18 protein-coding genes are annotated in these 18,376 nt (G+C 34.2%); 3 read left to right on the top strand and 15 right to left on the bottom strand.

Going from position 1 to position 18,376, the window contains the following annotated elements; translation table 11 throughout:
* Positions 1-259: 259 nt before the first annotated feature.
* From B0A66_RS08360 to B0A66_RS08380, 5 genes are all read right to left on the bottom strand, one after another.
* The gene (locus tag B0A66_RS08360; protein WP_089049402.1) at positions 260-586 is read right to left on the bottom strand and encodes an MGMT family protein; all 327 of its coding nucleotides are present in this window, start codon (positions 584-586) and stop codon (positions 260-262) included.
* A gap of 67 nt (positions 587-653) precedes the next feature.
* A complete protein-coding gene (locus tag B0A66_RS08365; RefSeq protein WP_089049403.1) occupies positions 654-1,292 on the bottom strand; it encodes a LysE family transporter in 639 nt (212 codons plus the stop codon).
* Positions 1,293-1,331: 39 nt separating this feature from the next.
* Complete coding sequence (gene trmB, locus B0A66_RS08370) at positions 1,332-2,006, bottom strand: tRNA (guanosine(46)-N7)-methyltransferase TrmB (protein ID WP_089049404.1); 675 nt, start codon at positions 2,004-2,006, stop codon at positions 1,332-1,334.
* Positions 2,007-2,168: 162 nt separating this feature from the next.
* Positions 2,169-3,551, bottom strand: coding sequence for an ammonium transporter (locus B0A66_RS08375; RefSeq protein ID WP_089049405.1), 1,383 nt, complete (start codon positions 3,549-3,551; stop codon positions 2,169-2,171).
* Between the two features lie 263 nt (positions 3,552-3,814).
* Positions 3,815-4,306 carry a nuclear transport factor 2 family protein gene (locus tag B0A66_RS08380; protein ID WP_089049565.1) on the bottom strand — a complete coding sequence of 164 codons (492 nt, stop codon included), beginning with the start codon at positions 4,304-4,306 and terminating at the stop codon, positions 3,815-3,817.
* 198 nt (positions 4,307-4,504) lie between these two features.
* On the opposite strand from B0A66_RS08380, the gene B0A66_RS08385 reads away from it, so the two are divergent.
* On the top strand, positions 4,505-5,200 hold the full coding sequence (locus tag B0A66_RS08385) for a hypothetical protein (protein WP_089049406.1): 696 nt from the start codon (positions 4,505-4,507) through the stop codon (positions 5,198-5,200).
* 150 nt (positions 5,201-5,350) lie between these two features.
* On the opposite strand, the gene wrbA is transcribed toward B0A66_RS08385, so the two are convergent.
* Both wrbA and B0A66_RS08395 read right to left on the bottom strand, forming a co-directional pair.
* Positions 5,351-6,514 carry an NAD(P)H:quinone oxidoreductase gene (gene wrbA / locus B0A66_RS08390; RefSeq protein WP_089049407.1) on the bottom strand — a complete coding sequence of 388 codons (1,164 nt, stop codon included), beginning with the start codon at positions 6,512-6,514 and terminating at the stop codon, positions 5,351-5,353.
* A gap of 239 nt (positions 6,515-6,753) precedes the next feature.
* A complete protein-coding gene (locus B0A66_RS08395; protein WP_089049408.1) occupies positions 6,754-7,068 on the bottom strand; it encodes an HPF/RaiA family ribosome-associated protein in 315 nt (104 codons plus the stop codon).
* A gap of 390 nt (positions 7,069-7,458) precedes the next feature.
* Between B0A66_RS08395 and B0A66_RS08400 the strand changes: the two genes are divergently transcribed.
* The gene (locus B0A66_RS08400) at positions 7,459-7,698 is read left to right on the top strand and encodes a hypothetical protein (RefSeq protein ID WP_089049409.1); all 240 of its coding nucleotides are present in this window, start codon (positions 7,459-7,461) and stop codon (positions 7,696-7,698) included.
* A gap of 175 nt (positions 7,699-7,873) precedes the next feature.
* On the opposite strand, the gene B0A66_RS08405 is transcribed toward B0A66_RS08400, so the two are convergent.
* The 7 genes from B0A66_RS08405 to B0A66_RS08435 all read right to left on the bottom strand — a co-directional run bounded on the left by B0A66_RS08405 (position 7,874) and on the right by B0A66_RS08435 (position 16,024).
* A complete protein-coding gene (locus B0A66_RS08405) occupies positions 7,874-8,662 on the bottom strand; it encodes an HNH endonuclease (protein ID WP_244283414.1) in 789 nt (262 codons plus the stop codon).
* On the bottom strand, positions 8,659-9,267 hold the full coding sequence (locus B0A66_RS08410; RefSeq protein ID WP_089049410.1) for a hypothetical protein: 609 nt from the start codon (positions 9,265-9,267) through the stop codon (positions 8,659-8,661). Before B0A66_RS08410 ends, B0A66_RS08405 begins: the two co-directional genes overlap by 4 nt.
* Positions 9,260-9,862, bottom strand: coding sequence for a DNA-binding transcriptional response regulator (locus tag B0A66_RS08415; RefSeq protein ID WP_089049411.1), 603 nt, complete (start codon positions 9,860-9,862; stop codon positions 9,260-9,262). Before B0A66_RS08415 ends, B0A66_RS08410 begins: the two co-directional genes overlap by 8 nt.
* 5 nt (positions 9,863-9,867) lie before the next feature.
* On the bottom strand, positions 9,868-11,994 hold the full coding sequence (locus B0A66_RS08420; RefSeq protein ID WP_089049412.1) for a sensor histidine kinase: 2,127 nt from the start codon (positions 11,992-11,994) through the stop codon (positions 9,868-9,870).
* Positions 11,972-13,054: a DNA cytosine methyltransferase gene (locus B0A66_RS08425; protein WP_089049413.1), complete on the bottom strand. Its 1,083-nt coding sequence runs from the start codon at positions 13,052-13,054 to the stop codon at positions 11,972-11,974. The genes B0A66_RS08420 and B0A66_RS08425 overlap by 23 nt, the downstream gene beginning before the upstream one ends.
* The gene (locus B0A66_RS08430; RefSeq protein ID WP_089049414.1) at positions 13,044-13,265 is read right to left on the bottom strand and encodes a helix-turn-helix domain-containing protein; all 222 of its coding nucleotides are present in this window, start codon (positions 13,263-13,265) and stop codon (positions 13,044-13,046) included. The genes B0A66_RS08425 and B0A66_RS08430 overlap by 11 nt, the downstream gene beginning before the upstream one ends.
* Before the next feature lie 287 nt (positions 13,266-13,552).
* On the bottom strand, positions 13,553-16,024 hold the full coding sequence (locus B0A66_RS08435) for an AsmA family protein (RefSeq protein ID WP_089049415.1): 2,472 nt from the start codon (positions 16,022-16,024) through the stop codon (positions 13,553-13,555).
* 264 nt (positions 16,025-16,288) lie between these two features.
* On the opposite strand from B0A66_RS08435, the gene trxA reads away from it, so the two are divergent.
* Positions 16,289-16,609 carry a thioredoxin gene (gene trxA, locus B0A66_RS08440; RefSeq protein WP_262490194.1) on the top strand — a complete coding sequence of 107 codons (321 nt, stop codon included), beginning with the start codon at positions 16,289-16,291 and terminating at the stop codon, positions 16,607-16,609.
* 74 nt (positions 16,610-16,683) lie between these two features.
* Here the strand turns inward: trxA and B0A66_RS08445 are convergent, their stop codons facing one another.
* Entirely contained in the window at positions 16,684-18,264 is a 1,581-nt protein-coding gene (locus tag B0A66_RS08445; protein ID WP_089049416.1) for a M61 family metallopeptidase, read from the bottom strand.
* Between the last annotated feature and the right edge of the window lie 112 nt (positions 18,265-18,376).

Consider the following 18,376-nt stretch of genomic DNA (forward strand, 5'->3'; position numbering starts at 1 on the left):
GGGCAATCTTTAAAGTTCAACTGATTTACGCTGTCATTTAATCACGCAAAGTCGCAAAGCCGCGAAGAAAAACTTAAAAGAAAAAAACTTTGCGCCTCTGCGCCTTTGCGCGAGATTTGTGGGCAATCTTTAAAGTTCAACTGATTTACGTTGTCATTTAATCACGCAAAGTCGCAAAGCAGCAAAGAAAAACTTAAAAGAAAACTTTGCGCCTCTGCGCCTTTGCGTGAGATTTATGCGCAATCTTTTGGTAGAAACTTTAAACCTCAACTTCCGGTTTCCAGAAATGTTTTTCAAAATCTACAATTTGATTGTCCACAACTTCAATGCCTTCATTTTCAAGAAGCTGTTGCATTAAATTAGTGCCATCAAAATGATGTTTTCCTGTCAAAAGTCCTTTTTGGTTTACAACTCTGTGTGCCGGAACGTCTTCCATATTATGAGAAGCATTCATTGCCCAGCCCACCATTCTGGCAGAACGTGCTGTTCCCAAAGCTTTTGCAATAGCGCCATAAGAAGTTACTTTTCCGTAGGGAATTTGTCTGGCGACAGCATAAACTCTTTCGAAAAAATTTTCTTCGGCCATGATGAAATGGTTTTAGTATTGAGAAAATATTACTTAACGTAAATTAAATTTGTAGCAATAGAAAGTCCTAATTACCAAAATAGTAATTCAGGATATTAATAAGGGTAACAATAGCTACGATCCCTGTAATGCTTCCAATAATGGTATTCATGTTGCGCATTAGGTAATCTGTTTTCTTTTCTATTCTGCCAAAGAAAGCAATGTAGCTGTACAGCACCACGAAAGATCCTAAAACAGAACCAAATACAAAAGTAAAGATCGTATTGTTTTCGAATTTAAAAAGATGATAAGAAGCCAACGTTACACTCACTACAACATAATACGGAATAGGGAAGAAGTTTAATCCTGAAAGTAACATGCCTAAAAAGAAACGGCTTTTTTTACTGCTCTTTTTAATCTTCGATTTTTTTGCTTTTGGTTTCTTTGCTAAAAACAGAAAGTAGATGGTTAACATCGAAAAAATAGCAAAACCAACTTCTCGTAATAATGTTAGAATATCAGGACGATTGTCGATAACGCGCGCAAATAAAACAGCTATGTATACCTGACAAAAGATCACCAGAACAGCACCAATAACAAACCACATGGCGTTCTTTTTTCCTTCTTTAAGATTTATTTTGGCAGCCGTCATGTTGATTAAACCAGGCGGTATAATTCCGATGATAGCAGCAATAAAACCTGAAAGTAAAGGGGTAAGTAATGCCATTCAGTTGATTAATGGGTTAAAAAAAGTATGTTTTTGGAATTAATCTTTAATTCTAAAACGAATATACGTAATTGCTTTGTTAATTTCTAAATATTGTTTCTCATAGAAAGTTTGAAAAGCCGTAACTTCTTCCGGACTTCCTTCATTTTTGTATACGTTATGGTTAGCATACAAAACTTCGTGACCTTCTCCGTGAAGCAATCCTAAAGTGTATCCGTGCATAAATTCGCTGTCGGTTTTTAAGTTTACGACACCGTCTTTTTTAAGGATTTTTTTGTACAATTTCAAGAACTCAGAATTGGTCATTCTGTGTTTTGTTCTTTTGTATTTGATTTGAGGATCCGGAAAAGTAATCCAGATTTCATCTACTTCATTTTCTGCAAAAACGTGATCGATTAACTCGATTTGAGTTCGGATAAAAGCAACATTATGAAGTCCGTTTTCTACAGCGGTTTTGGCACCTCTCCAGAAACGAGCTCCTTTGATATCGATTCCAATAAAATTTTTGTTAGGATATTTTTCTGCTAATCCAACAGAGTATTCTCCTTTTCCACATCCTAATTCTAAAACTAATGGATTGTCATTTTTAAAGAAATCAGAATTCCATTTCCCTTTCATAGGCAGATCAGCCACAACTTCTTCTCTTGTTGGTTGAAAAACGTTTTCAAATGTTTCGTTTTCTCTGAATCTTTTTAGTTTATTTTTACTTCCCACTTTTTACAAAAATTTTCCGCAAAATTAAGGAATATAAATGAATCAGAGCAGTTGAATTCAGTTTTAAAAAAAGATAGCCACGAATTCACAAATTAGATACTATCATAAGAGTATAAAAATTCGTGAATTCGTGGCTAATAAACTTTAGCGATAGCTAAAATACTATCCGTAATGCGGTTCTGTGATTGGTTTTAATTTTGGGTCTAGTGTTTCGTCGTGTTGTGATAAGTCTAATCCTATGTGTTCGTTTTCTTCAGAAACTCGTAACGGAATGATAAAGTTGGTTACTTTGAAAAAGAAATAAGCCCCAAAGAAAGTAAAGATCGAAACCAGTACCAATGCCATCATGTGATGCGCAAATACATTCCATCCTCCGTGTAGTAAACTTGCATTTTCGCCATGAGCAAATATTGCGGTTAGAATCATTCCCATAATTCCACCAACACCGTGACAGGCAAAAACATCTAAAGTATCATCAAATCGTTTAGAGAAACGACAATTTACCACTGAATTAGAAACCAAAGCCGTAATAAATCCGAAAAACATACTTTCCGGAACCGATACATAACCTGCTGCAGGTGTAATCGAAACTAAGCCCACAACAGCGCCAATACAAGCACCAAGCGCCGAAACTTTTCTGCCGTTCATTCTGTCAAAGAAAACCCACGTTAGCATTGCTGCTGCCGATGCTGTTGTAGTGGTAGCAAAAGCCATAGCGGCAGTTCCATTGGCCGCAAGGGCAGAACCCGCGTTGAATCCGAACCAGCCAAACCACAACATTCCGGTTCCTAATAAAACAAACGGAATATTTGTTGGTATATGATCGCTGTTTTTTCTTTTTCCTAAAACCAAAACACCAGCCAAAGCGGCAAATCCGGAGCTCATGTGTACAACGGTACCTCCGGCAAAATCTTTTACACCAAAATAACTTCCTAAAACTCCTGTAGGATACCAAACCGAATGGCATAAAGGAGCATAAATGAAAATGGTAAATAAGCTAATGAAAAGTAAATAGGATATAAAACGAACACGTTCTGCAAAAGAACCTGTAATAATAGCGGGAGCAATAATGGCAAATTTCATTTGAAATAAGGCAAAAAGCATAAAAGGTATGGTGCTTGCCAATTGTTTATGAGGTAAAACACCAACATAATCCATAAAAGCAAAAGTAGTTGGGTTACCAAAGAAGCTGTAAAAATGATCTCCGGAACCAAAACCAACCGGTTCTCCAAAAGCAAGGCTAAAACCTACTACAACCCATAAAAGCGTTACAACGCCCAAACAGATAAAACTTTGTAACATCGTCGAAATTACATTTTTTCGACCTACCATTCCACCGTAAAAAAAAGATAATCCCGGTGTCATGATCAGTACAAGGCAACAAGAAGTCAGCATCCAGGCAACATCTGCGGGAACAATATGATCTAAAGTTCCAAATTCAGATAAAACATAACTATTTTCAGTAACCGTTGGCCAAAATGCACCAGTAATGCAAACGATACTAATAACGATAAAGGAAATGATCCAGCGTCTTTCTATTTTCATTTTTTCAATACTTAACTTAAACCCTATTTTTTTTGGGGTCAAAGTTATGAAAAAATAAATATTTCGTTTTTAATGGTTGTTAAATTAGGGGTTCGGTATTGATTTTAGTTGATTTTGTAAAATTTGCACCGTTTTATTACTGAAATTTTATTTTTGATACTAAAAAAAGGGTACTAACTGACAAATATGTTATAATTATATTCGCAAGTGTTTCCCTAAAGTGCTGAAAAAGTTATGATTGTAATAACAAAGTCAAATTTTGTTTATTTTTTTTGAAGCTTTGCGATTAAGGCATCTTCAATTGGTGCTTTTAGTTTGGTAACGGAATCCACTTCTTCGTTAGGAACGGTCATGGATAACACATAATGTTGAATTTTCCATTCTTTCCCCACTTTTACTAAAACACCCGAGCCACGGCAAATTTTCATTTGTGTACTTAGCAATTCATCAAACCAGGCAATTTTTCCTGATTTATCAAAAAAGATATGACGTTCTAAAGCGGTAAAACTCCAGGTTGTTCCCTGATTAAAGAAAGGAGTTGCCCAAGTTCTAAAGTCTTTTTTATTCCAGTTTTCAGTAGCATCTGTTCCTATATAGATCGCATCATCTGTTAAGTAGCTAAAATAAGCGTCGATTTTTACATCAGCAGCTGCTTTGTGCCAAGTGTCAAGCATCTGATTGATTTTATCTTTATCCGTATTTTGTGCATTGGCAAAAAACGTAACGAATAAAAGAAATAGGATTGATTTTTTCATAATAAAAGGTATTTGTTTTTTAAGGTTGGAAATATAGTAAATCATTTTTTTCAGTAGCAGGAAATCAAGGTAAATTTTATCGTACTGATAGCACAAATAGCGCCGTTAGGAAATTATCATCAGGTTAATTTTGTCTTTATCTTATCTTTTTAAAGTGAAAAAAAACGTATATTTGAGGGTTTTAAATAGTTACAATATATGAATCCGAAAATCTTTATGAGTTCTATCGCATTAAGCGCTTTGCTTTTTGCTTCTTGCAAAAAAGAATTAGAACCACAGGAACATACCCCAACCTCTGAATTGATTAAATTAGGGCTGGTACAAGATACAGCAAAAGTAAAATCAGTTGTAGAAACTCAGGGACAAGCTCAGGTTGCCAATACAAATACAGTACTTAATACAGCAAGCGGAATAAATCCTGCTCACGGACAACCCGGACACCGATGTGATATTCCGGTTGGAGCACCCTTAAATTCGCCTCCCGGACAAACACAAACACAAACTGCGACAACCCAAACAGCACAAGCAGTTCCGGTTAGTCAGAGTAATGTAACAACGACTACAACAACTGTAGCAGCTCCTGCAAAAGTAGGGAAGGGCATGAATCCTGCGCACGGACAACCCGGACACAGATGTGATATTCCGGTTGGAGCACCTTTGAACTCTCCGCCAGCAGCAAAACAAACGGCTACGAGTACTACAACAACCAGCGCTTCTCAAGGAGGAACGGCAACGCAAAACTTTACAGTTTCACCGCCAGCGAATAATGTTCCTGCTTTGTTAAGTACAGATGCAAATGCAACCAAAGCAGTTGCGGAAGGAATGAATCCTGCACACGGACAACCCGGACACCGATGCGATATTCCTGTTGGAGCAGCATTACCAAAATCATAAACATAAAATACAGACAATTTTGCTAAAACAGAATTGTACCTCAATACAAAAAGGACCAACATTGCACTTGCAGCGTTGGTCCTTTTTTTAGGTGTTATAGTCACAGTTCGTATGCAAATATTGAATACGATTTGTGTTGATTTTATTTTATTATTCGATCTCGAAAATAGCCTGAATTTCTACCACTGAATTTATTGGTAATGAAACAGCGCCAATCGTTGCTCTGGCATGTTTTCCGTTTTCGCCAAAAACTAATGCTGTTAAATTCGAAGCCGAATTCATAAGTCCTGCGTGTTGTGTGTATTCTGGTGTGGTGTTAAAATAACCTGTCAATTGTACACATTGTTTTACTTTGTTCAGGTCGCCTCCGCAAGCTTCTTTAAGTACCGCAATAACGTTTAGCATCGTTTGGTATGTCGCTTCTTTGGCTTGTTCTTCCGTAACGTTGGCACCAACTTTTCCCGGGTTTACAATTTTACCGTCTTTTAAGGCTACTTGATTGATGTATACTTTGTGATTCGAAATCGTATACGGAACATAATTCCCAACTGGTTTAGGAGCTTCTGGAATTACAATTTTATTATCCTTTAATGTTTTATTGACATCAATAGTTTTTGTTTCTGTTGAGGTTGTTTTGACGCTTTTAGTTGTCGGAACGTTTTTTAATCCCGATGCAACTCTTGCCAAAGCTTTTCCTTGTTCTTTTGCAACGCCTAATTCACTTTCGGAAGGACGTATTCCCGGTGATCCTGTCAACGAAGTAGCACCAAATGGTGTATTACCCTGAGCAACTGATTTGTCTAAAGTTGCCGTTCCCATAATTCCGGTTGGAACAATGATCATTCCGTGTGAGGCAAGGATATTCCAGAAAGACAAAATAGCTGCTTCTTTTCCTGCTCCCGATCCTGAAGACATAAACACCGTTGTTGGTTTACCTTCTAAAGTTCTTGATGTCCAAAACGGAATACTCTGACTGAAAAAGTAATTCATATCAGCGCTGATATTCGCAAAATGAACTGGGCTTCCAAATGCGATTCCGTCATAATTGGCCAATTCGTCGATAGTAGCGACAGCTAATTTTTCTACCTCAGCAGAAAGTTTTTCTTTAGGATTTATAGAAGGAACTCTTTTTATAGTAGCCTTTGTGTTTGGATATTCCTGAATTCCCTCGGCAATAGCTTTTGCCATTTTATACGTTCCGCCACCTTGCGAATAGATTAAAACAAGAACGTTGGTTTCTGAAGATTTAACTTGTGCGTGTACACCAAAACTCAATAGAACTGCTGTTACTAATAGGAGTAATTGCTTTTTCATAATACTTTTATTTAATTATTTTTGAATCCTACTTTTAGAAAGAAACAGTTGTTTCCTTTTTCTAAAACAAAATCCGTTTTAAGTAATGCAAAAGTAATTCTTACAAAAATCATAATACGTTATTTTTATACTAATTAAAGACATAATTTGTATCAGGCACCAAAATAAGATTGAGCATAAAAAAAATGGCATCATCTAAAAGTTAGACAATGCCATTCCTGCATGTTGCTCTATATTGATTAATACTCTTTCATTTTTTCGAAAGTAGTAGTAAGTGTTTTTTTTGCTTTAGCCAAAGCACCGCTAAATGCTTTTTCCAGCGTATCAGCATGTTCTGTAACCGTTACAGGCTGTAATTTTGCAGTACGAACTTCGATAACACATTTTTTATCGTTTAAACTGAATTTCTCTCCATTTTCATCACCAAAATGTACTTCAACGCGGGTTATTTTTTCCTCAAAACGAATTAAGCCTTTCTCTAATTCTCCAGAGAAATAAGCTTCTAATCTTTCGTGTCCTTCAATGTTTTTGTCTGTGTTGATTTGAATTTTCATATTGGGTTATATTTATAGTTTGTTTCTCAAAGCTATCGTAATTAGAATGAAAAGCCAAGTGAGTTAATAAAACATTAAGAAAAATATTTCAGGTATTTTTTGCGCCTTATTTTTATTCTGAATGTCAGAAAAAGAGGTGCTGAAGCTTTGCAGGAAGTCCTGCAACAATGCGCAACCTAAAAATTAAAAACCTTGCAAATTGATACCTAAATCCTACTATCCGCAATTGATTATTTGGTATCTTCGCAGTCCTAAACTTCAAGATTATGAATAGATCAAAACTTCTTGCCCGTGTGGTATGCTGGCGGTATTGGAAACAACTGCAACGTGTTCTTGAAGACGTAGGACAGCTAACCCATGCGGGTTTTATATTTCCTAAACTTCAAGATTATGAGTACAAACACAAACACCCTTTCCAAAGAAACAGAATTGCGATTAGCTGACTTTCTTACCAAAACAGTCGACCCCGAAAGTCTTGCTAAAAAAATCAGACACGTCAATTATCTTCTCGGATTATGTTTAATGTGTGAATGCGAAACCCTGCAACAAAACATCCAAACCGCAGAAAACGGTTATTTCTGGTTAAACGAATTAGCCGAAATTCTGGATCCTTATTTTGATGCGGATTGAGTAAAAGCAAAAAGCCACAGTGATGTGGCTTTTTTTTGTTTTTTGTTTGGGTTATGTCTTTGATTTATTGCGTTTTGTTTTGCTTTTTCGCCTGCTTTGTCATTCCGAAGAATGAGGAATCTCCGCAAGAAACTCCGCAAAAATATAATGAAAAATTGTTATAATTGATTGATTGTTAAAGTGTAATTTGTTTGTTGAAAATTGTGTCCAGATGATATTCGAGGAATTCTTTTCGGGGTAAATATTTTTGAGCGACCATTATTTTTTGATGTTCAATAGAGGCAAAATATCTACTATAGAATTCGTTTTCTTTTTTCTGTTTAATTGTATCAGAAAAAATTATTTCATGATTTATGTTTATTCCAATTAACCCTTTATCAAAAGCCTTGTCATAAAGTGCAGAAAAACAAATTCCGTTTTCGGGATTTAAACGATGTTGTTCGTTTTTAGACCAAGGAACTATATGACTAGCTAATAATAGCGCAGGAATATTAATGCCTGAAATTGCACATTTTGTATCATAGTTTGCAAGAACCATTTGTCTGAATACTGATTGATTTACTCTGGTTTTTAATTCACGAATTACATCATTACCTTTTAAGTCCTTTGTATCAAAAAGTATATCTTCAAATTTCTTTTCAATTGATGTATTCTCTTTTTGAGCGAGGATTTTTTCACTTAAGAAAATTAATTCTTCTTGGTTATTGAAAAACTCATTCCAAATAGGTTGAACTTGATTCATTCCATTTTTTAAACCTCCAACTCCTCTTTCTTGATGAAAAGGATCAACACTTGCAAAATTTCCTAATCTCATGCCTATTGAACTTGGTGTTCTCCCAATCAAATTTGCAAGTTGAACAATCTCAGCTGTACTTTTATTCATTTTTCCAAAAGGCAATTTAAGATACAGGTTGAAAGCAAGTATTAATTCTTCACGAGTCCAAAGATTTTTTTGATTATTCAAATTATTAAATCATTTATTGTTATATTTTTTCCAATTTTAACTAACGCATTTTTATTATGCAATAATAATGAGGCTATTACTGGATCAGTTTTATAAACCTTTTTGATATGATAATCATAATTTTGTATCATTTGAGAATAAACATTATCAGTAGATTCACCATTAATAAAAAGAAATAAACCATGATTTGCACACTCTAGAAAAGAAGAGAAACCTGAGTAGAAATTAAAATGTTCTTTATATCCAAAAAAATTTTTACAACCATTTTTTATTAATTCATGACCAAGTGTATGTCCACTACTACATGAAACAGTATAAAAAAAAGTATTCGAAAAATTGCTAATGTTGATAGTTTCTGAAAGAAAAACGTTAGCTCCACCTTCTGCTAAGCAAGTTTCATTGCCATGACAATAAGTTACGAAAATGAACGACTTTAAATGTGAAGTACTTTTATTTATGTGATTATGATTTAGTTCATTACTGTTAATAATAGATAAAGGAAAAACTTTCCCATTAAAAAAATTTAATATATCATCACGACATTCTGTTAAAAATATACCAGCGTTAATGTCATCATTGTCAAATGCTAAAAGAATATCAATCATTTAATTTTTCTAGTTTATTAAGTAATAAATGTATTGTAAGCTGATTTAGTTTTTTAGAAAAGGATTTACCTAAATAAGTTTGGTTCCTTATTTCATACAAAATCTGATTTAGCGATAATGATAATCCGTTTGCAGTAAAAAAAACAGGAATATCTTTATCTTCAGGTTTTTGAATTATCCAATCTTCAATTATGTTATCCAAATTTGTTTTTAGAAAAGTTAATGCTTTGTCAATTAAAACAAATGCTTCTTGAATTGTAGCATCCTTACTTATAAAGCCAAAGGCATTGTTATTAATGAAATCGCTAAAAGATTCTTCAGTTTCATTTATACCACTCCAGAGTATTACAGGAATTAATTCAGATTTTTCGCTTATTTTTTTCAAAATTGAATGACCATTTTCTATGTCATTAGCAGAGAATTGAATGTCAAGAAGTACAATCATATTTAACTCCAAATGGCTCGTAATGAAATTTAGCCCATCTTCTGGTTTTAAAAAAAATTCTACGTTTTTATATTTATCTTCTAATGTATATAATAAGGGGTGTTCCTTAATTGAAATCGTATCGTCGATAACTACAAATGTTACTTCCATAATTGTTATTTTTTAAAAGGTAATGTGATTTTGAAAGAAGCACCAGAAGGTTTAAATTCATTTTCTATAACTTCAATTTCCCCACCCATTGTTTCAATTCGAGTTTTAGTCATATAAAGTCCCATTCCTGCTCCGCCATCTTCAGCTGTTGTTGTAAAAAATATGTCAAATATTCTATATTTATCTTGCTCGTCAATCCCTGATCCATTATCAGAAAAAGTTAAAGTCAAATCACTCTTGTTTACAATTCCAACGCATTTTATTTTTTTATTAGTTTGATGTTTAAGTGCTTTTATAGAATTTGAAATTAAATTATCAAATATATCTTCAATTGCTTTTCTGTTGTAATTTAAAATTAAATCTTTATCTAAGATTAGTTCTGTTTGTATTTTTTCTTTTGATAAAATATCTTCATAGATATTATTAAAAAGATTTTCAATTAATCCTTTCATACTTATTTCTTCAAAATCGCTGTCAGATTTAGCATATTTAAGCATAAAATCAACTCCGGTTCTTAATTTCATCATCTCAGAATAGATTTTTTTAGAAATTTTTAAAAATCGATCTTCTAACTTTGGATTTGGAAAATTATTATTGAAGTATTCAGCGCCTGTAATAATATGACCAATGGTATGTTTTGCCATATGAGAAAACATGGCAGCAAAAGTTTGTAAAGAAACTAAACTAAATAAAAGATTCTCAATTTGTTTTTTCTCTTCTTCTGATTTGTTAAAATCATTAATACTTTTATTAACTGTTCCTTGTAATTTTGAAAGGTTTTTTTCAATGTTAGTTAGAACTTCTTTTACTTCAGGGCTTGAAGAATTTTTAATTTTAGAAATATCACTTTTTAAATCTTTTATATTGTCACTTGCGCCACTTAATCCAGATTTAGTAGTTTCTCTTGAAGAATTTCTTTGATTCTTTAAAAAATTTTCAATTTGTTGAATTTGTTCAATGACGAATTTCTTAAGTTGATAGAATTGTTTATTATCTACAAATCCTTGCCTATTAGTAGATTCAACAATAAATGGGTTTGATTTATCTGTTATTTCTATATAGCCTAATAAATCTCTTGTTCCAAGTCGATCAAAAAAACCTGACCATCTTCTTTTATCAAGACCTAATATGTCTTTCTGTTCATTTTGAGTATCTACATATTCTGCAAATGGAGTTGTTATTAATCCGTCTCGATATATCTTAATACCATCGATTTCAACATTGAAGTGCTTTTTATATTTATCTTTTGCTAATCTGTCAAAATAATAAATTGTGGTTTTTAAAGGGCCACAATCTCTTATAGGAACAGTAACTTTATTTAATTGATTGTTTTTAAATTGTAATATTTCTTGAGTATTATTTTTTAAATCAAAAGATAGTTCGAATTTTAAACTTGCAAAATTAATTATTTGAGGTTTAATAGAAATATCTTTATACTTCTCATATTCTGATTTTATATTTATGTGAAATGGATATAATTTACTATCATTATTTGGAGATATTAGTTTTGATAATTCTTTATAAGCTCTATCTATATCTTTTTCTGACCATTCTTCTTCTATTCCTGATATTTCAAGACTAGTTCCTTGTGAATCAATTTGTCCATCTTCTAACCAATATCTATTTTTAATATCTGTAAAGTAATCTTTTGACTCTTCAAAATTTAAAGACATTTGGCTATATTCAATTTTTGAATAATTAACCCAATCTGTTTCTAAGCAAAATAATTTATTAGTGCCTTTTTTCTTCGTTTTTAAAATTAATTTTGCGCCAAGTTTATCAACTGCGAATCGACCTACACCTTTTTTTCCTGAAACTATTCTATTATATGGTTCAGGCGTTGTTCGTTCTCTTCGTTTACTACTTGTTCCAATTACCATCCACCTATTTTTTATGTCACTATAATCCATACCAAATCCATCATCACTGATTATAATTTTCGATTCTTTGCTTATGGGATTAATGTTTATAAATTCTATAGTTACAGTATTTGCGTTTGAATCATAAGAGTTTTTAACTAATTCAAATAGTGCAGTTATTCTATCTGTAATTAATTCTCTTCCTAAAAGCCTAAATGCGCTTACATCGAAGTTAAATTTTAAAAAGTTCTCATCGTTTTTTGTTTTTGCCATTAGGTGTTAATTTGATAATTTGTTCAAAAATTGCTTTAGCTAATAATGGTGGTACTGCATTTCCTATTTGTTGCTGTTGAAATGATATATTTCCTTTAAACTCAAAATTATCAGGAAAACTTTGAATTCTTGCAGCCTCTCTTACTGATAATCCCCTATTTTCATAAGGATGTATTAACATATTCTTTCTATAATTAGCGATAACTACCGAAGGGATATTTGGATCTAATCTTTTATAAATTCCGCTATGACAGTTTTTAGTGTCTTTGTAATTGCTCATCAATTCTTTAGGTATTGCTTGCCAATTTTGGCCAGGTTTGATATGCTTGTATCTTTCAAGAACATAATCTTTGTTTTTTGACACATAGTTTTGAGATACTTTTTCAGAAGCACCTCGCATTAGTTTTGCATATGAATTTGGCTCAATTTTTTTATAATCTAAAGAATCATGAAAATCACCATTTTGTAATTGAGGTAGATCCTCAATAGCGTCATTTACAGTTACAGTTTTTTCATGTTTTTCTGGAAATACGAAGTCAATATCTAGTCTATTTCCAATCATGAAAAATCTATTCCTATTTTGTGGAACTCCATAATCAGAAGCAGTTAAAACATTCCATTCTGTTTTATAACCTAATTTTTGAAATTCTTCTTCTAATTTATTAATTACAGTTCCTTTTTCGAAAGATTTTATTCCTTCAACATTTTCGAAAACAAACCATTGTGGAGTTAATTCTTTAACTTGTCTAATATATTCATGAAATAAGGAATTGTTAGCGTTGTCAGAATTACGTGTTTTCGTATTTGAAGTTGAAAATCCTTGGCACGGTGGGCCACCAAAAAGAATGAAAGGATTTTTGTATTTTTTATCAAATGTAACTTCTCTTATATCTTTGGTTATTATTTCGGAGTTTGGATGATTTGCCTTGAAGGTTGCGGCAGCATGCGTATCATATTCGACAGCAACAGCTACATCTATTCCAGTCATTGATGCTCCGATGCTCATTCCACCAGCTCCGCTAAATATATCGATTGCAAAAAGTTTTTTTTTAGTTTTCATTAATGTAGAAAAAAGTAATTGGTTTTTTATAATAATTTGCTAGAACAAAAAGTTTAGCGGCAGTAATTCTTTTTGCTCCATTTTCAATTTTAGATAAATTACTTTGATTGATAATCTTATCTTGTTGCACCTGCATCTGTGTATAGCCCATTTCTTCTCGTGCTTTTACTAATTGGTGTGAAATAAATTGATTGATTTTTTTTTCATTCATCAGGATTTTTTTTCAATATTCCATATAGCAATATTCTTATTTTTATGTGAGTATTCCATATTGGAATATTTGTGAGTTTTTGTTTGAAAAACAGACTAAAAAAAAACGCCAATCATTTCTGACTGGCGTTAATTACATTTGTAAATTTCTCTTGAAACCCGAAATCCCTAGCCCTGATAGGAGCGGCATCCTTTTGTGGTGGGGTTCACCACAAAAGATAGAGCGGATAGCAGGAATAGCTTCTAATTATTTTTATTATTGACCTTCTAGCTTAGTTGGGCTTAATTTTATTCTTCTTTTTTATTTTTTTTGCCCCATTTAATTTTCATTTTTCCTTCGTCATCGAGAGCGATGAGGTGGAGGACGATTCCGCGTTCGCGAACGGCATCACGTTCGGCTTGGGTGGCGAGGTTGATGTCGTTTTTGGAGTTTCGAAGCGGGATGGTGAGGGCGAGATTGGTGCCTCGGCCAAAGGAATAAATACCTTCGGCATCGAGGTTTAAGACGCTGGAACTAATCTTAAAGTTGTTGACATCGACTTGTTCGCCACGCAATTTGAGCTGACCTGATAAATCGCTAAAGGTGATGTTGTTGACATCGCGAAGCGGAAACGCCAATTTGCCCACTCGCACAATGGGGTCAAAATCGATTAAAGCGCCTTGGCTGACATTGAACGCCAGATTTCCGTGCATGGAATTGGTAATGAGTTCTCCATTGCTGTTTATGAAGCCGGTAACGTTTGCCTTGCTGCTTAGTTTTCCTTTAATGTTCTTTGGACTAAAAGACTGGATTCCGAAGTTGTTAAACGACTTGAGAAAGCTTGCAATATCGACCTTGCTGACCTGAGCATTTGCGCTAAAAGCGTAGTTTTTTCCGTTGGGATGTACTTCGCTGTTGAACGTGATGCTTCCGCCTGAGGTTTGCAGGGATCCATTTTTGATGACGAGTTTTGAGTCGAGCATTTCTACCGTTGCTCTTGTATTGGTTGCGGTAAGTTTGTTGTAGGTAATTTTGTCTGCCTTGATATCGATGGTAACGGCGCATTTGTCGATTGCAGTTCGCAGCTGATTCGAAATCGTGCTTCGTTTGGTGTTTTTAGCGGTAGCTTTCTTTTTTTGAGATGATGCCAGAACGCCCAAGAATTGTTTTAGATCCAGACTTGGACTGTAGATTTTCCAGTTTACGACCATTTTCTCCGGAGCATCGTAGTACAGATTTAGGAAATTATCGATCTGACCTTCGATGAAAATGGTGTTTTTTTGGTGTTTGTACGCGATTTGTTTGATGTAAAGTGCTTTTTCGGTAAAGTCTAGCTGAACGTTGGTTTTTACGGCGCGCACGTTTTTTGGAATGTAATGAAAGGAAGCGTCCTTAATATTAACGTTACCAATAAAACGCGGTTTTGTGATGTACAAGTCCACGATGTCGAACTGAAACTTTAGATTCGCTGTGGCGTGACCTCCTGTAAACTGAATCCATTTTTCGCTGCTTATTTCGTTGAGCCTTTCGATATCAAAGTCAGAAGTTACGTTTCCGGTGGCTAAGGGTTTGTTGAGGTTGCTAATGACTACTTGCGGAATAACAAGCGGAATATTCTGGTAATCGCCCGAGAAACGGGTTAGGATTATGGCAGAATTGGCATCGTTGCAACCGTCTTTGGGTTTGAAATTATTGGTAAAAATACCTTTGAAACCGCAGTTTTTTATTAAACCATCGGGAATGCTGAGTTCATTGTTTTTTACTTCTGCCTGCACTACAATTTTGGGATCGCCTTCGTCATTAAAATCGCCTTTGATGTCGCAATTGACGTCGATATTGTCTTTTAAGTCAAAGCGGTCCAATTTAGAGCTGATGTTTTTGGATAAGAGATTCGAAGCGTTTTTCCACAAAATAGTGGTCGAAATATTGATTCCGAAAAGGGCGTTTCCTTTGGTGAGATTAAAAAAGGCGTTGATGTCGAAAGCATCGCTTCCTATTTTTAGGTTGCGGGTGGTGACGCTTATTTTTTCGTTTGCAGCAACGTACGAAACGGCAAAGGTTCCTTTGAGTTCTTTTTCTTTGGCAAAGCTTCCTAAGCCGGTGTTAAAAGCCAGACTGCTAATTTGAGTGTCTAAAAACACGGCGGTTTGCCAGTTGTCGCCATCAAAATCTACTTTGGATTGTAGGTCTATAATATGAAAATCAAACAGTTTGTGTCCGAGGCGATTGTCCAAAACGAAATGAACCTGATTAAGGTCGATTTGGTTGATGCTCGTTTCGGTTTCTGATTTTTGTTCCGTTGTTTTTTTCTTTTTGGGTTTAAAGATATCGGCATTCGAATAACCGTTTTCGGCTTTGTAAACGTAGATGTTAGCGTTGTTAATGAGGATTTTGCGAATGTTGATTTCGCTTTGCAGTAAACTCCAAATGTTGAGGCGTACTTCGATTTCTTTTGCTTTTAGTAATGTGTGTTTGTGGGTGTTCCATTGATTGTCTTTTAATTCAACGTCTTTTAGAGCGAGCGTAAAATTGGGAAAACCAGTCAGAAACTTGTATTGGAAATCGCCAATGTGGAATTTACCATTGATGTTTTCGTTGATTTTAGTATTGATTTTGGCAATAATTTCGGGTTTGTTGTTGCTGAAATACAACGACAAAGCACCTGAGGCCAGAAGTAAAAGTGCAATACATCCTAAAAGGAAAAAACCAAATCGCTTAGCATATTTTTTGAAGGTAGCAGATTGGCTGGTATTTTTTATAGCGTGTAAAGTTTTTTTCATATTCAGGTATTTTCAGGATTATTAAAGATAGGCTAAAAAACTGAAGGATGTGTAAAAATTAGGACGTTCGATTTGTTGAAAGGGAATACTTATAAATAAGGTTTTTAGTACTAATATAAATATTGACAATGCATTTATAACTAAAACTAATTTAGGAATAACGTTTGATTGGTTTAAAATTTCTAAATTTGTACTCAAGTTAAAGAATTAATTACAAAAATTGTTTCCCTGAGTAAAGGCGAAGGGATAAACTTAAATAAAATTATTATGGCATTAGCAATAACAGATGCTACTTTTGATGAAGTAGTTTTGAAATCAGATAAACCAGTAATGGTAGATTTTTGGGCAGCATGGTGCGGTCCTTGTAGAATGGTTGGTCCAATCATTGACCAAATTAGTGAAGAATACGCAGGTAAAGTTGTGGTTGGTAAAGTAGATGTAGATGCTAACCAAGAATTTGCTGCAAAATACGGTGTGCGTAACATACCAACTGTTTTGGTTTTTCATAACGGTGAAGTAGTAGGGAAACAAGTAGGAGTTGCTCCGAAACAAACCTACGCTGATAGTTTAGACGCTTTGTTGTAATCGTAAGATTATGATTTATATTTAAAAAAGGTTTGACGCAAGTCAAACCTTTTTTATTGGAATAAACTAAAATATTAGAAATTATAAATCGATTTACGGATTTCTAATTGCAGCGGAGTCGCATTTGGAAGTTCGCTAATCGTATAATTCTTTTTGATGAACTTTTCATCTTTTTGTTCTCCTTCTAAAGGTTGTAAGTCGATCTGAAGTCCGCCGTATTTGAGGTATTTTTGATAATCGATTTCTGTAACTGTGTTTACGTATGTTTTGATTTCGCTTAGCGAACGTCCTGAAGTGTTTTCACAAGCAGACCAAAACTCGTCTTCGGTAAAGCCTCTTTGCTTTTTCTCATAATATTCGTCGTAAAGAAAGCGCATTACATCATCGAGCGATTTTTTGTTGGCTGTGTTGTTTCTGATTTCCAGATCCAGTAACATGCCAATTGTTGGGCCTTTGTCGTAATACGAAATAATGGTTTCCTTGGCGTTGGTTTCGCGATTGAAAAAGTTCAGCCAGATATCAAAGCTTGATTGCGAAAGTGACATATGTCTGCTTCCTTCTGCGTTTTCGTATTTTTTGATGGAGTTAGAAAGATAATCCAAAGCGCCTTTGCCATCTAGCAAACCTGCTTTTATCATGATAATGTATTCGTAATAAACGGTAAAACCTTCTGAAACCCAAAGCATCGTGGTGTAGTTTTCTTTGTTGTAATCAAAAGGTCCTAATTCGATTGGACGAATGGCTTTTACATTATAAAGATGAAAATATTCGTGGGTTACAAAGTTCATGAAATCTGTATAATCGCGTTTGTAACTCGAATCAAACGAACCTTTTGTGAAAATGGCTTGCGAGTTCCAGTGTTCTAGTCCGCCGCCTCCGGCTTCCATCATGATGTAGCTGTAATGATCGTAAGGCACTTTTTTCATGATAGAAGTTGTAGCACTCATGATTTTTTTAAGATCGGCAACAAATTTTTCTTCGTCTAATCCTTGCGGTGTGGCAACGCCCAGCGTATATTTTTTTCCTTCGTTTTCGAATTCAATTACTTTTTGATTGCCTATATAAATAGGACTGTCGTAAAAAACATCAAAATTCTTTGCGTAGTAATTGTTTTTTGAAGCATCTGCTATTGCTAGTCCTGTGGAGATTTTAGTCCATTTTGCAGGTTTGTTTAATGTAAGTGTAACAGGATTGTTGATGTTGTTTTCGATGTGCATAAAAACCGTGTTCGGCATTATAAACGCTTTATCAGCATCGGTATACGATTCTGCAACTGATTTTTTATTGGCAAATACTCGGTATTTTACAGTGATTTTAGATTTTGAACCATTTTCTACAACCCAGCGGTTTTTACTGTTTTTGTTCCATTTTATTTTTTGATTCTTTTCATCGGTAACATCAAAATCAATAATGTAGCGTGGTGTTTCGAGAATTAAATAATAACCTGGCGTCCAGACCGGCAAGACTAAATTGGTTTGTTTAGCAGAAAGGTTTTCAAAATTTAGTGTTACTTCGAGATAATGAGACTGAGAATCCTCAAACGAAACACTGAAATTGGCTTTTACAGGATCGGTAATTAGTTTGTTTTCTGCTTTGCAAACTAAGAAAGTATGAAACAGGAAAATATAACAAATAACTTTTAATGCTTTTGTCATGGTAGATTTTGGTTAAAATTGGTTTTGGGCTAATGCATAAATTTCTAACGCAAAATAATACATTCTGCTCTAAAAAACGGAAATTCGTTATTGCTTTGTTGGTGCTGAGATC

This window comes from Flavobacterium hercynium (assembly GCF_002217285.1).
GTDB classification, from domain to species: Bacteria; Bacteroidota; Bacteroidia; order Flavobacteriales; family Flavobacteriaceae; genus Flavobacterium; species Flavobacterium hercynium.

What these genes read in the sequence shown, in the direction of transcription:
- B0A66_RS08430 (WP_089049414.1), bottom strand. Translation starts at nt 13,265, where the DNA reads ATGAATGAAAAAAAAATCAATCAATTTATTTCACACCAATTAGTAAAA.
- B0A66_RS08395 (WP_089049408.1), bottom strand. Translation starts at nt 7,068, where the DNA reads ATGAAAATTCAAATCAACACAGACAAAAACATTGAAGGACACGAAAGA.
- wrbA (WP_089049407.1), bottom strand. Translation starts at nt 6,514, where the DNA reads ATGAAAAAGCAATTACTCCTATTAGTAACAGCAGTTCTATTGAGTTTT.
- B0A66_RS08425 (WP_089049413.1), bottom strand. Translation starts at nt 13,054, where the DNA reads ATGAAAACTAAAAAAAAACTTTTTGCAATCGATATATTTAGCGGAGCT.
- B0A66_RS08380 (WP_089049565.1), bottom strand. Translation starts at nt 4,306, where the DNA reads ATGAAAAAATCAATCCTATTTCTTTTATTCGTTACGTTTTTTGCCAAT.
- B0A66_RS08385 (WP_089049406.1), top strand. Translation starts at nt 4,505, where the DNA reads ATGAATCCGAAAATCTTTATGAGTTCTATCGCATTAAGCGCTTTGCTT.
- B0A66_RS08360 (WP_089049402.1), bottom strand. Translation starts at nt 586, where the DNA reads ATGGCCGAAGAAAATTTTTTCGAAAGAGTTTATGCTGTCGCCAGACAA.
- B0A66_RS08410 (WP_089049410.1), bottom strand. Translation starts at nt 9,267, where the DNA reads ATGATTGATATTCTTTTAGCATTTGACAATGATGACATTAACGCTGGT.
- B0A66_RS08420 (WP_089049412.1), bottom strand. Translation starts at nt 11,994, where the DNA reads ATGGCAAAAACAAAAAACGATGAGAACTTTTTAAAATTTAACTTCGAT.
- B0A66_RS08365 (WP_089049403.1), bottom strand. Translation starts at nt 1,292, where the DNA reads ATGGCATTACTTACCCCTTTACTTTCAGGTTTTATTGCTGCTATCATC.
- B0A66_RS08375 (WP_089049405.1), bottom strand. Translation starts at nt 3,551, where the DNA reads ATGAAAATAGAAAGACGCTGGATCATTTCCTTTATCGTTATTAGTATC.
- B0A66_RS08435 (WP_089049415.1), bottom strand. Translation starts at nt 16,024, where the DNA reads ATGAAAAAAACTTTACACGCTATAAAAAATACCAGCCAATCTGCTACC.
- B0A66_RS08415 (WP_089049411.1), bottom strand. Translation starts at nt 9,862, where the DNA reads ATGGAAGTAACATTTGTAGTTATCGACGATACGATTTCAATTAAGGAA.
- B0A66_RS08400 (WP_089049409.1), top strand. Translation starts at nt 7,459, where the DNA reads ATGAGTACAAACACAAACACCCTTTCCAAAGAAACAGAATTGCGATTA.
- B0A66_RS08445 (WP_089049416.1), bottom strand. Translation starts at nt 18,264, where the DNA reads ATGACAAAAGCATTAAAAGTTATTTGTTATATTTTCCTGTTTCATACT.